This is a genomic window from Streptomyces sp. NPDC002817, from assembly GCF_053592055.1.
The window spans coordinates 491520-503576 of the sequence record NZ_JBSFUY010000001.1 but is presented as its reverse complement, the minus strand read 5'-3'; the positions used below and the strand labels follow the sequence as shown (position 1 = coordinate 503576).

The following is a 12057-nucleotide window of genomic DNA, read 5'->3' as shown; positions in this document are numbered from 1 at the left end:
CATGTACGTGGGTATCGATGTGGGCACGTCCATGGTGAAGGCCGCCGCCTTCGACGGCTCGGGACGTGAACTGGCCGTCGCCGCACGCCCGGTGGGCCTCGCGCTGCACGGCGGTTTCGTCGAGCAGGACATGGACGAGGTGTACGGGGCGGTCGTCGCCGTCCTGGAGGAGGTGACCTCGCGCGCGCCCGGGCCCGTGGAGCTGGCCGGGCTCACCGGGCAGGGCGACGGGGTGTGGCTGGTCGACGCGGAGGGCCGTCCGGTGCGGTCGGCGGCGTCCTGGATGGACGGCCGGGCCCACGAGCTGGTCGACCGGTGGCTGGCTGACGGCACGTTCGAGACGGTGTTCCGGCGGACGGGCAGCGCCATGTTCCCGGGCTGTCCGGGCCCACTGCTGGCCTGGCTGGACAGCCACGACCCGAAGTCGCTGGACGCGGCGTCGGCGGCCGTCTACTGCAAGGACATGGTGTTCCAGCGGCTGACGGGGGAGGCCCGGGCGACGACGGACGTGTCGGACGCGTCGATGCCCTTCCTGGACCCTCGCTCGCGCACCTACGACAACCGGGTCGTGGAGCTGCTGGGCCTGACCCACCGGCGCGGTCTGCTGGCCCCGGTCAGCGACCCGGTCGCCACGGCCGAGGCGCGCGGCGAGGGCCTGCCGGCCGGCACCCGTGTCGCCGACGGCCCCTACGACCTGCCCGCCTGCGCACTGGGCGCCGGCGTGACCGCACCCGGCGACGGTCTGCTGATCGTGGGCACGTGTCTGGCCAGCCTCGTCGCCACCGGCGACGTGGACCTGACCGGTGAGCCGGCCGGTCTGTACATCTGCACCGACCGCCCGGGCCACTGGCTGCGCGCCATGCCGGCGATGGTCGGCACGGCGGCCCTGGACTGGGTGCTGTCGACGACGGGCGTCCGGCACGAGGAGGTCGACGGCCTGCTCGCACAGACGCCGCCGGGCGCGAACGGGGTCCGTGTCCTGCCGTACTTCGCTCCCTCGGGCGAGCGCGCGCCCTTCGTCGAACCCCGGCTGCGTGCCGAACTCACCGGTGTCTCCCTGGAGTCGACGCGAGCCGACCTGATCCGGGCCACCTGTGAGGGCATCGGTTACGCGGCCCGGCACTGTCTGGAGGCGGCGGGTCTGACCGGTTCCCTCGCCGTGTGCGGCGGCGGCACCCGCAGCCCCGCCTGGATGCGGCTGCTGTCCGACGTACTGGGCCGCCCGCTGCGGGTCGTCGAGGGCGAGGTGGGGGCGCGGGGCGCGGTGCTCGCGGCTGCCGAGCGGTACGGGGTGGAGCTGGACACGGAGGTGTGGACCCGGCCGACGTCGGTGGTGGAGCCGGACGCCGAGCGGGTGGCGTTCTACGCGAAGGGGCACGAGGAGCATCTGGCGCGGCTGACGGCGGCCCGCGATCGGGCGCGCCACTGAATCGCCGTACGGGAATGGGGAGTTGCATGACCGACATAAGACGTCGATCCGTCCTGCTCGCGGCCGCCGCCACCCCGGTGGCCGCGGCCGTGCCCGCACACGCGGCGGTTCCCGAAAGGGGGCGGCCCCTGGTGATCGGGCACCGGGGAGCCGCCGGCTGGCGCCCCGAACACACCGCCGCCTCCTACACGTACGCGGTCCGGGCCGGTGCCGACTGGATCGAACCGGACCTGGTGCCGACGAAGGACCATGTGCTGGTGGTCCGGCACGAGAACGAGATCTCGCAGACGACGGACGTGGCCTCGCACCCGGAGTTCGGGGACCGTCGTACGACGAAGACGGTGGACGGGCGGTCGGTGACCGGCTGGTTCACCGAGGACTTCACGCTGGCCGAGCTGAAGACGCTGTGGGCGGTGGAGCGTCTGCCGCTGGTCCGCAACCGCAACACGGTCTTCGACGGCCGGGAGCGGATCCTCACCTTTCAGGAGGTGGTGGACCTGGCGCGGAAGCTGTCGCGGTCGTCCGGCCGCACGGTCGCCGTCTTCCCCGAGACCAAGCACCCGACGTACTTCCGCTCGATCGGACTGGAGCTGGAGCCGCGGCTGGCGGCCCTGATCCGCCGCAACCGCCTCGGGCCGCGCGAGTGCGTCGTCCAGTCCTTCGAGCCGACGAGCCTGCGGCGGATGACGGGGCTCGGCGTGCCGCTGTGGCAGGCGCTGGGGACGACGGGAGGGCCCTACGACCTGGTCTCGGCCGGTGATCCGACGACGTACGCGGACATGATGACCCCGGCGGGGCTGGCACGGATCGCGCGGTACGCGGCGTGGATCGGGCCGGACAAGTCGTCGGTCGCCGCGTCGGCGCTGCTGGCGGACGCGCACGCGGCGGGGCTGAGGGTGGGGCCGTACACCTTCCGCGCGGAGAACCAGTTCCTGCCCGCGGCCTTCCGGCGCGGAAGCGGAGCGAACGATTTCGGGGACGCGTTCGCGGAGTACGCGCTGTACTACGGGCTGGGAGTCGACGCCGTGGTGACGGACTTCCCGGATCTGGCGGTGATCGCGAGGAGGGGTTGATGGGGACACGCAAGTTGGCCTGCCCGACCTGCGGGACCATGGAGGACTTCCGGCTTCTCACCGAGGCGGAGAGGACGGCGGTGCGCGAGGACAAGGGCGCCCGGTACCGGGTGGACAACCTGTGGCGCTGCACCGCCGAGGGCTGTCTGTCGTACTACCGCCACCTCAACAAGAACGACGGCGGCCGCCTCCCCGAGAAGTTCCGCGAGGAGAAGGCCGCCGAGGACTGACGGATTCCGGGCTCACGCCCCCCGGGGCGGCGGGCCTACGCTCCCCTTCCGACCAGGGGGAGGTCCGTATGTCCGACTACATCCACTGCCCCACATGCCCCAAGGGCAAGGCGTATTCGTTCCGCAAGGTCAACAAGGCGGAGGAGAAGTACATCGAGTCGCTGCGCGGGAAGAAGGAGGCCCCCGGCTACTTCCGGTGCGAGGGCGGCACCGCGGCGGGGCAGTGCCGGTGGGTCCAGCCGCGGTGGAACCAGTCGAAGGGCTTCAGTCTTCCCGCGAGTTTCGGCTGACCGCGCCGGTCACAGGTTGCTGAAGTCCGGGCCCTTGGTCCGCGTGCGCTTGATCTCGTAGAAGCCCGGCACCGACGCGACCGCGAGCGTGCCGTCCCAGAGCCTCGCCGCGTCGTCGCCCTTGGGGGCCGGGGTGACGACCGGGCCGAAGAAGGCGATCTGCTCGCCGTCGGGGCCCGGGACGGCGATGACCGGGGTGCCGACCTCCTGGCCGACCTTGTCGATGCCCTCCTTGTGGGAGGCGCGCAGCTCGGCGTCGAACTCGAAGTCCTCCTGGTCGGCGTAGTCGATCAGGTCGGCGGGCAGACCGGCGTCCGCCAGTGCGCCGGCTATGGCCTCGAGGGTCGGGCCCTCGCCGTTGTTGTGGAAGCGGGTGCCGAGCGCGGTGTAGAGCGGGCCGAGGACGTCCGCGCCGTGCTTCTGCCAGGCCGCGGTCGCCACCCGTACCGGCTTCCACGCCTTGGTCGCCAGCATCTCCCGGTACTCCTCGGGCAGCTGGTCGATCTTGTCCTCGTTCAGCACGGCCAGGCTCATGATGTGCCAGCGCACCTCGATGTCCCGGACCTTCTCCACCTCCAGGACCCAGCGGGAGGTCATCCAGGCCCAGGGGCACAGGGGGTCGAACCAGAAGTCGACGGGCGTCTTCGCGGAGCTGGTCTCGGACATGCGTCTCCTAAGGAAAGTGTTCGAACGAAGAGGGAACGCCGTCCGTATCCCGCCCCATTCCCGCTGCCGCCCGTCATTCCCCGCTGCCGCGCGTCAGGGGCACATGGCAGGATCGGTGCTGTCCACATACCGAACACCACCCGAGGGAGTACCGCCCGTGCCCGGTGAGAATCTGTCCCGTGACGAGGCCCGGGAGCGGGCCGCCCTGCTGTCCGTCGACGGGTACGACGTGTCCCTCGACGTCCGCTCCGCCGTGGGCGGCGAGGACGAGGCGCCGCGCACCTTCCGGTCCGTGACCACGATCCGCTTCCGGTGCAGCGAGCCCGGCGCGACCGGCTTCGCGGACCTGATCGCGCCGAGTGTGACGGCCGTCTCACTCAACGGCAAGGACCTGGACCCGAGCGAGGTCTTCGACGGCTCCCGGATCGCCCTGGAGGACCTGGCCGCCGACAACGAGCTGATCGTCGACGCCCAGTGCGCCTACTCCCGCACCGGCGAAGGCCTGCACCGCTTCGTCGACCCCGAGGACGGCGAGGTCTACCTCTACACGCAGTACGAGCCGGCCGACTCCCGCCGCGTCTTCGCCAACTTCGAGCAGCCGGACCTCAAGGCCCCCTTCCGCTTCGAGGTGCGGGCGCCGGAGGCCTGGACGGTGTGGAGCAACGGGGCCGGGGAGCTGTCCGAGGGCGTGTGGCGCTTCGCGGAGACGAAGCCGATCTCGACGTACATCACCTGTGTCGTGGCGGGTCCGTACCACTACGTGACGGACTCCTACTCCCGCGAACTGGGCGACGGTACGACGCTGGAGATCCCCCTCGGCGCCCTGTGCCGCAAGGGACTGGCGAAGCACTTCGACGCCGACGACGTCTTCCTGATCACCAAGCAGGGCCTGGACTTCTTCCACGAGCACTTCGACTACCCGTACCCCTTCGGGAAGTACGACCAGGCGTTCGTGCCCGAGTACAACCTGGGCGCGATGGAGAACCCGGGCCTGGTGACCTTCCGCGAGGAGTACATCTTCCGCGGCAAGGTGACGCGGGCGTCCTACGAGGCGCGGGCCAACGTCATCCTGCACGAGATGGCGCACATGTGGTTCGGCGACCTCGTCACCATGGTGTGGTGGGACGACCTGTGGCTGAAGGAGTCCTTCGCGGACTTCATGGGCACGTTCGCCAACGTCGGCGCGACCCGCTTCGAGGACGCCTGGATCACCTTCGCCAACCGCCGCAAGGCCTGGGCGTACCGCGCCGACCAGCTGCCGTCGACGCATCCGATCACGGCGGACATCCGCGACCTCCAGGACGCCAAGCTCAACTTCGACGGCATCACCTACGCCAAGGGCGCCTCGGTCCTGAAGCAGCTCGGGGCGTACGTCGGCCAGGACGCGTTCCTCGAGGGCGCGCGGCGCTACTTCAAGCGGCACGCGTACGGCAACACCCGCCTCGGTGACCTGCTGTCGGTCCTCGAGGAGACCAGTGGCCGGGACATGGCGGCGTGGTCGCGGTCGTGGCTCCAGACGGCCGGGGTCAACTCACTGACCCCGCAGGTGCTGTTGAACCCCGAGGGCCTGGTGGACGAGGTCGCCGTGGTCCAGGAGGCTGCCGAGTCCCACCCCGAACTGCGCCCGCACCGGGTGGCGGTGGGTCTGTACCGCAAGGGCGCGGACGGGGCGGTCGAGCGGTACGCGCGCGTGGAGGTGGACGTAGAGGGTCCGAGGACGGTCGTGGCGGAGCTGGCGGGTGCGCAGGCGCCGGAGCTCGTGCTGGTCAACGACGACGACCTGACGTACTGCAAGACGCGGTTCGACTCGGGCTCCCTGGAGACCCTCAAGGGGCATCTGGGGAACATCGCCGACCCTCTCGCCCGGGCCCTGTGCTGGTCGGCGCTGTGGAACATGACGAGGGACGCGCTGCTGCCCGCCCGGGACTTCGTGGACCTGGTGCTGCGGTTCGCGGGCCGGGAGTCGGACATCGGTGTGCTGCAGATGCTGCACGCGTGGGCGAACTCCTCGCTGGTCAACTACGTGGCCCCGGAGTGGGGTCCGACGGGCGAGCGGCTGCTGGCCGAGGGCGCGCTGAAGGAGTTGCGGCTGGCGGAGCCGGGCAGTGAGCACCAGTTGGCGTGGGCGCGGTTCTTCGCGACGGCGGCGTCCGGTGCGGCCGATCTCCAGCTGCTCCAGGGTCTGCTGGAGGGAACGGCGAAGATCGACGGCCTGGAGGTGGACCAGGAGCTGCGCTGGGCGTTCCTGGAGCCGCTGGCCGCGCACGGGGTGGCGGACGAGTCGGCGCTCGCGGCCGAACTGGCCCGCGACGACACGGCGTCGGGCAAGCGCCACCAGGTCCGCTGTCTGGCGGCCCGCCCGTCGGCCGCGGTGAAGGCGCAGGCGTGGGCGCAGGTGGTCGAGTCCGACGCCCTCTCGAACGCACTGGTCGGGGCCACGATCTCGGGCTGGAACCAGTCCTCGCAGCGGGAGTTGCTGGCGCCGTACGCGTCGAAGTACTTCGAGGTGATCGAGCGGGTGTGGACGGACCGCTCGATCCAGATCGCCATGGACGTGGTCGGCGGCCTGTTCCCGTCGCTCCAGCAGTCGCAGGCGACGGTGGAGGCGACGGACGCATGGCTGGCGGCGCACGAGGAAGCCGCCCCGGCCCTTCGCCGTCTGGTGCTGGAGGCGAGGGACGACCTGGCACGGGCGTTGCGCGGGCAGGAGTGCGACGCGACGGCGGGCTGAACCGTCGCGCTGCCGCCGATCCCTACCGATCTCTGCCCTGAGCTTGGGCTCTTGGTAGCCGTTACGAAATTCAGGCAATAGCGGCCGTAACCCCTGGTCCAACCCATTCGGACCAGGGGTTTTCGCTGCCTACTCGGCACCCGAACACCCGTCCTTTAGTACCGCCTTGTCCGCATTCGTCGACAGGCACGTAACAGGGGTTAGGAATCAGATCAACGGCGGGAATCCCCGCTGCATGAACCACAACACCCCGGTCCCCCCGCTCTCCCCCCGCCCGGTCCGCCACCTCTCGGAGGTGCACCGCCGGGTGATGACGGCCGCGCAGTTGAGGTCGCACGGCGTCTCGTCGTCCGAGACGAACGAGCAGTGCCGCCCCGGCGGCCCCTGGCAGCAGCTCCTGCCGGGCGTGATCCTGCTCCACCCGGGCCCGCCGACCAGCGAGGAGCGCCTGCACGCGGTCCTGATGTACACGGCGAAGGAGCGCCCGGCGGGGGTCCCGGCCCAGCCCGGAGCCGAGCAGCCGCACGCCCCGACGTACGCGGAGGCGATGCTCACCGGCCTCGCGGCCCTGACGCTGCACGGCTTCACGTCGGCGCCCCCGCTGATGTCGCTGGACAAGCTGGACGTCCTGGTCCCGCGCCTGCGCCGACTGCGCTCGACGGGCTGCGCCCGCATCGTCCGTACGACGTCCATGCCGGCCCCGCAACAGGTCACGGGCCTCCCGGTGGCCCCGGTGCCCCGCGCCCTGGCCGACGCGGTGGCGGAACTGTCGGACGCGGGAGTGGTACGCCGTCTGCTCACGGAAGCGGTCCGGGGCGGCCACTGCGAACCGGCTGCGGTGGTCCGTGAGTTGAACAACGCGAAGCTGCTGAGCCGCCCGCACGTGGTGGACGCGGTGGACTCCCTGCTCGCGGAGGGCCGGGCGATCGCGGAGGACCGCCTGTACCGCATGGTCCGCGAACACGGCCTGCCGGACCCGGTGTGGAACGTCGACCTTCGCCTCCCCGGCGGCCCTCACCTGGGCGGCCTGGACGCGTACTGGCCGGAGCAGGCGGTGGCCGTGGAACTGGACACCCGGGCGCCCCGCCAGGACGAGGACGCCCTGTGGTCCGAGTACGCCCGCAAGCGCGAACACCTGGAGCGCCTCGGCATCACGGTCGTCCACATCACCCCGAAGAAGCTCCGCGAGGCGGCGGAACAGCAGGCGGCGGTGGTCCGTACGGCGCTCATGGCGTCGGGCGACCGCGATCCGGCGGCGTATGTCGTGGTGCTGCCCCGGTAGTGACGGACCGGGGCGGGATCAGGAGGGGAGAGGAGGGGCCGCCGATCGGAGGGGGATCGGCGGCCCCTCCTCACGCCTGCGACCGCCTACCGCCTACCGCTTGCCGACGTGCGGCATCCTCGGCGCGGCGGCATCCCGGTGCCATCTCCTGTGCACCCAGAGCCGCTCACCGGCCAGTTCGGTCCGCGCCCACAGGCCGGACAGCGGGCCCATTCCCGTCCCCCACGGCAACCGTGCCAGCACGCGCGTCGGCTTCACACCCCCGAACCGCCCGTACTCCAGCACGACAACACCCCGGTCGGTCATCAACACCACACGCCGGCTGATGAACACGGTGGCGAGAAAGGCCCCGGCCATCGCCCCCAGAACACTCCAGAGCAGCTCGAAAACACCCGGCCCGCCCCATGCGGCGACGAGGAAACGCGCCCCGATGAGCCCGCTCAGAAAGAAGACGTTCTGCAACCAGGGATTGAGCCCACCCTGCGCCAGCACCACGTGCCGGACCTGCTCACCGGGCTCCAGGAACCCCTGCGACCGCCGAACGACCCGACCAACCAGACCCAACGCCACGATATGCCGCCTCGAAGACCCCATGAATATCGAGCGGATCTTCGACTTTCCACTGAACCGTTGTCAATGACAGACCTGGCAAAGTCAGGGCCCGGCGCCTCAGCCCTGCTTGCCGCAGAACTCCGCCTCGATCACCGCGTCGCTGTCCCCCGACCAGTCCCCGTTGAAGTTGAAGGCGAGCGAGTGGCGGCCGTCCTTCGTGGTCACCGCCACCGAGTTCGAGCCGTGGATGCCGCCGTCGTGGCCCCAGACATGGACGCCGCAGGACAGCTTGCGGTCGATGAGGCCGAGGCCGTAGCCGGCGTTCGGGTATTCCCCGGCCGTCACCGTGGTCTTCATCTCCTTGAGCTGCTCGGGCGGGAGCAGCCGGCCCTTCAGCAGGGCCGAGTAGAAGCGGTTCAGGTCGGAGGAGTCCGAGATCATCTCGCCCGCCGCCGAGGCCAGCGAGGGGTTCAGCTCGGTGACGTCGTACGTCGGTCCCGTCGCCGTCTCGGCGAGCTTGGAGTAGGCACGGCTGCTGGGCCGCGGGACGGTGACCCGGGTGCCGGGGACGGAGGTGGCGTTCAGGGACAGGGGCTCCACGATCCGTCGGCGGACCTCGTCCCCGTACGGCCTGCCGGTGACCTTCTCGATCACCATGCCCGCCAGGACGTAGTTGGTGTTGGAGTAGTTCCAGGACGTGCCCGGCGCGAAGTCCGGCTTGTGGGTCATCGCGATGGCCACCAGGTCCGCCGGCGCCTTCGTGTCGAAGCGGTGCTCGAAGAAGCCGTCCTTGAGGAAGTACGTCCTGCCGAAGTCCTCGTCGGCGGTGTAGTTGAAGATGCCGCTGGTGTGGTTGAGGAGCTGGCGCAGGGTGATCCCGCGGCCGTCGTGGCCGTTGCCCCGAACCGTGCCCGGCAGCCACTTCGCCACCTTGTCGTCCAGCGACAGCCGGCCCTCCGCCTCCAGTTGCAGCACCACCGTCGACACGAAGGTCTTGGTGATGCTGCCGACGCGGAAGCGGTCGTGGACCGAACGCGGCTGGTCCGTCCGGAGGTTGCCCACACCGGCGGTCGTGGCCCAGACGCTGTGTCCGGTCCTCGCCGTCGCCGTCACCCCGGGTACGCCGTCCTTCACCGCGGCCTCGATCGCCTCGCGGGTCGCCTCGTGGTCACCTCTGGCGGGTGCCGCCGCGAACGCGGGGCCCGCGAGGGCCAGTGACAGCGCCACGGCCGTCGCCGCCACGAGAGTCGTCCGTACGGTCATGTCTCTCCCCTTTGTGCTCTTCGTCGAGCGTGGTCGGGAGGTGAGACACGGCCGAGATCGCCGAGGTTGAGCCGGGTGCGCCGGTTGAGTGGGTTTCAGCCCTTCTTCAGAACCAGCTCGGTGTTGCGGTCGCCCGTCGTGCCCGCCAGGTCCGTGCGGCCGCCGGGGGCGTTGTAGGAGAGCTCGCGGTAGAGGGCCGACAGGCCCGTCTGGGAGAGGTCGGCGAAGTCCGTGCGGTGCGGGGCCGAGGACTCGACGCAGGTGGTGAAGAGGGAGATCGTGCCGTCCTTGTTGTCCACCAGCTCGACGACGCGGGCGAGTTGGGGGTAGTCGACGTGGGAGGCGGTGGAGATCTCCCAGAAGGAACGCCCGTTGCCGACGGCGTGCGGGGTGATCTCGTTGCGGTGGATGTGGCCGTTCACCCAGGCGAGGACGTTGCGGTGACGGCCGAGCAGGGTGACGACCTCGGCACCGGTGTGGCGGCGCTCGCCGGGGCGGGCCGGGTCGGGGCGAGTGTTGTCCATCGACTTGCTGGTGTGGTGGCTGAAGACGACGGCGTACGAGTCCTTGTTGTCCTTCAGCGTCTTGTCCAGCCACTTCATCTGGGCCGTGCCGACGGACCCCTCGTAGTGGCCGCCCGCGTCGGTGGTGTCGAGACTGATGCCGATGACGTCCTCGGCGATGCGGAAGGAGTAGTACTGGGTGCCCGCGTCGAGGTTGGCGGTGGAGTAGCCGTGGCCGACCGGGCCGAGACCGCGGTACGCCGGGTCCAGGTGGGCCTGCACGTACTCGCGCGGGGTGAACGGTGCCCGCAGCTCGTCCGGTGTCACCGAGCGCATGTCACGGGCGTGGGCCTTGAGGAGGTCGCGGAAGCCGACGCCCTTCGGGTCCTTTGCCTTCTTGATGGCGTCCTGGAGCTTCTTGGCCTCGGCCGCGGGCAGGCTCATCAGCTTCTTGCCGCCGACGGCGTACTCGGTGAGCCAGGAGTCGCCGTGGGAGGCGTAGCAGCCGAGCGGCATGGAGTCGTGGTTGCCGACCGTGGAGTACCAGGGAAGGTTCAGGCCGGGGCTGTTCAGCTCGCGGATCGCGGCGGCGAGGAAGCCGTCGAGGTGCGGGAAGCCGCGCTGCTTGTCGGCGTCGCGGACGGTGGTGTCGGGCTGCCAGTACTGCTTGATCCCGCTGTTCTGGACGCCTTCGTACTGCCGGGGGTCACCCGTGTTGGCGGTGACGCGGCCGCCGCTCATGACCTTCAGGAACCACTCCAGCTCGGACTTGGCATTGTTGTCCGTGTTGTCGCCGGTGGTCATGGCGAAGTGCAGCGGCGCGCCGGTGACGGGAGCGCCGCGCAGCGCGTTGATCCGCTCCACGAGCGCGATCGCCCCGTGCACGGTCAGCGCCTCCTGCGGCCGCCAGGCGTGCACGTCGGTCGAGCGGAGGTACTCCAGGCGCAGTGGGTGCTGGGCGTCGATCAGGTGCAGATCGGTGAGCTGGACGAACGCGGCGAGCGCGGTACGGCGGCCCGCGCGGCCCGCCTTCGGTGCGGCGAGCTCGCTGCGCACCACCCGCTCCCAGCCGGGACCGTCACCGAGGCGGCGGAAACCGGAGGCGGTACGGGCGGCGGCGACGGTGGCGACAGTCGTGCCCCGGGTGTACGGGGCGAGCGGGACGGCGGGGGCCTGCCGGGACTGGGCGACGGGCGCCCCCTCCGCAGCGGTGCCGGTGGTGGTGGCGGCCTGGCTGTCGGTGGGCCGCAGGGCGTAACCGACACCCGCGGAGACGGCTGCGGCGCCGGTGGCTGCGAGGACGGTACGGCGGTTGACCGCCAGGGCGGAGGTGACGACAGAGCGTGTGCGCGACATGGCGCGGTCTCCCCGAGTGCGAACGCGTCGGCAGTGGTCGCGGGGGGCTCGCTGTCGCGAACAACCCGCTCGCTCTGGATCGTTGGCACCGGGAATGACCTGCGCGTGAACGAGACCGCAACGGGCAACACCGATCACCGTACGTGGATCTTGGGCCACCCTCCGCGCCCACGACCGCTCCTCGAACGGCCGGGAGGCGGTCACTCCGTGTTCATTTTCGCGGGTACGACCGCTATACCGCCCGCCCCGCCGCCGGCCGCTCGCGCCACAGCCGCAGCCCGATGTCGACCAGTGGCACCCGGTTCAGTTCGGCCACCGCGTCCAGGTCGTGCCAGGCGGCCATGTCGGTGGAGCCGCCGATCTCGTGGCGGAGCTCACCGCCGGTGATCCGGCCCTCGTAGACGAGCCGGAGCGCGTGGTGGTCGACGACCCGGCCGAAGCGGCGGGTGGAGATGTGGCGGCGAGTGTGCACACCCAGCAGTCCGGTGATCTCGATGGCGTAGCCCGTCTCCTCGTCCACCTCCCGCAGGACGGTGTCGTACGGGTCCTCCCCGTGTTCCATCCCGCCGCCCGGCAGGGTCCACTCCGGCCTGCCGTCGTCGCCGATCCAGCGGGCGAGCAGGAGTTTGCCGTCACGGACACACATGGCGTAGGCCGCCACCCTCAGCTTCTTCCGCATGTA

11 protein-coding genes are annotated in these 12057 nt (G+C 70.8%); 6 read left to right on the top strand and 5 right to left on the bottom strand.

Annotation, left to right across the window (positions count from 1 at the left end; translation table 11 throughout):
* The first annotated feature begins 1 nt into the window (after nucleotide 1).
* From ACWD3I_RS02215 to ACWD3I_RS02200, 4 genes are all read left to right on the top strand, one after another.
* The gene (locus tag ACWD3I_RS02215; RefSeq protein WP_365394371.1) at nucleotides 2–1429 is read left to right on the top strand and encodes an FGGY-family carbohydrate kinase; all 1428 of its coding nucleotides are present in this window, start codon (nucleotides 2–4) and stop codon (nucleotides 1427–1429) included.
* A gap of 26 nt (nucleotides 1430–1455) precedes the next feature.
* Nucleotides 1456–2502 carry a glycerophosphodiester phosphodiesterase family protein gene (locus ACWD3I_RS02210; protein WP_365394370.1) on the top strand — a complete coding sequence of 349 codons (1047 nt, stop codon included), beginning with the start codon at nucleotides 1456–1458 and terminating at the stop codon, nucleotides 2500–2502.
* Nucleotides 2502–2732: a hypothetical protein gene (locus tag ACWD3I_RS02205; protein ID WP_365394369.1), complete on the top strand. Its 231-nt coding sequence runs from the start codon at nucleotides 2502–2504 to the stop codon at nucleotides 2730–2732. Before ACWD3I_RS02210 ends, ACWD3I_RS02205 begins: the two co-directional genes overlap by 1 nt.
* Before the next feature lie 68 nt (nucleotides 2733–2800).
* On the top strand, nucleotides 2801–3022 hold the full coding sequence (locus ACWD3I_RS02200) for a hypothetical protein (protein WP_327717117.1): 222 nt from the start codon (nucleotides 2801–2803) through the stop codon (nucleotides 3020–3022).
* Between the two features lie 9 nt (nucleotides 3023–3031).
* On the opposite strand, the gene ACWD3I_RS02195 is transcribed toward ACWD3I_RS02200, so the two are convergent.
* Nucleotides 3032–3688, bottom strand: coding sequence for a mycothiol-dependent nitroreductase Rv2466c family protein (locus tag ACWD3I_RS02195; RefSeq protein WP_365394368.1), 657 nt, complete (start codon nucleotides 3686–3688; stop codon nucleotides 3032–3034).
* 157 nt (nucleotides 3689–3845) lie between these two features.
* Between ACWD3I_RS02195 and pepN the strand changes: the two genes are divergently transcribed.
* Both pepN and ACWD3I_RS02185 read left to right on the top strand, forming a co-directional pair.
* On the top strand, nucleotides 3846–6419 hold the full coding sequence (gene pepN, locus ACWD3I_RS02190) for an aminopeptidase N (protein ID WP_365394367.1): 2574 nt from the start codon (nucleotides 3846–3848) through the stop codon (nucleotides 6417–6419).
* Nucleotides 6420–6654: 235 nt separating this feature from the next.
* The gene (locus ACWD3I_RS02185) at nucleotides 6655–7701 is read left to right on the top strand and encodes a hypothetical protein (protein ID WP_266892365.1); all 1047 of its coding nucleotides are present in this window, start codon (nucleotides 6655–6657) and stop codon (nucleotides 7699–7701) included.
* Nucleotides 7702–7794: 93 nt separating this feature from the next.
* On the opposite strand, the gene ACWD3I_RS02180 is transcribed toward ACWD3I_RS02185, so the two are convergent.
* From ACWD3I_RS02180 to ACWD3I_RS02165, 4 genes are all read right to left on the bottom strand, one after another.
* The gene (locus ACWD3I_RS02180) at nucleotides 7795–8271 is read right to left on the bottom strand and encodes a hypothetical protein (RefSeq protein WP_451084009.1); all 477 of its coding nucleotides are present in this window, start codon (nucleotides 8269–8271) and stop codon (nucleotides 7795–7797) included.
* A gap of 99 nt (nucleotides 8272–8370) precedes the next feature.
* Nucleotides 8371–9516: a serine hydrolase domain-containing protein gene (locus tag ACWD3I_RS02175; protein WP_365394365.1), complete on the bottom strand. Its 1146-nt coding sequence runs from the start codon at nucleotides 9514–9516 to the stop codon at nucleotides 8371–8373.
* A gap of 95 nt (nucleotides 9517–9611) precedes the next feature.
* Nucleotides 9612–11375 carry a TIGR03767 family metallophosphoesterase gene (locus ACWD3I_RS02170; RefSeq protein WP_365394364.1) on the bottom strand — a complete coding sequence of 588 codons (1764 nt, stop codon included), beginning with the start codon at nucleotides 11373–11375 and terminating at the stop codon, nucleotides 9612–9614.
* Nucleotides 11376–11607: 232 nt separating this feature from the next.
* The gene (locus tag ACWD3I_RS02165; protein WP_365394363.1) at nucleotides 11608–12054 is read right to left on the bottom strand and encodes an NUDIX hydrolase; all 447 of its coding nucleotides are present in this window, start codon (nucleotides 12052–12054) and stop codon (nucleotides 11608–11610) included.
* Nucleotides 12055–12057 lie beyond the last annotated feature (3 nt).

Bases quoted from the DNA above. Each gene is read 5' to 3' on its own strand.
- ACWD3I_RS02205 (WP_365394369.1), top strand. From the start codon at position 2,502: ATGGGGACACGCAAGTTGGCCTGCCCGACCTGCGGGACCATGGAGGAC.
- ACWD3I_RS02215 (WP_365394371.1), top strand. From the start codon at position 2: ATGTACGTGGGTATCGATGTGGGCACGTCCATGGTGAAGGCCGCCGCC.
- ACWD3I_RS02200 (WP_327717117.1), top strand. From the start codon at position 2,801: ATGTCCGACTACATCCACTGCCCCACATGCCCCAAGGGCAAGGCGTAT.
- ACWD3I_RS02185 (WP_266892365.1), top strand. From the start codon at position 6,655: ATGAACCACAACACCCCGGTCCCCCCGCTCTCCCCCCGCCCGGTCCGC.
- ACWD3I_RS02195 (WP_365394368.1), bottom strand. From the start codon at position 3,688: ATGTCCGAGACCAGCTCCGCGAAGACGCCCGTCGACTTCTGGTTCGAC.
- ACWD3I_RS02170 (WP_365394364.1), bottom strand. From the start codon at position 11,375: ATGTCGCGCACACGCTCTGTCGTCACCTCCGCCCTGGCGGTCAACCGC.
- ACWD3I_RS02175 (WP_365394365.1), bottom strand. From the start codon at position 9,516: ATGACCGTACGGACGACTCTCGTGGCGGCGACGGCCGTGGCGCTGTCA.
- ACWD3I_RS02165 (WP_365394363.1), bottom strand. From the start codon at position 12,054: ATGCGGAAGAAGCTGAGGGTGGCGGCCTACGCCATGTGTGTCCGTGAC.
- ACWD3I_RS02210 (WP_365394370.1), top strand. From the start codon at position 1,456: ATGACCGACATAAGACGTCGATCCGTCCTGCTCGCGGCCGCCGCCACC.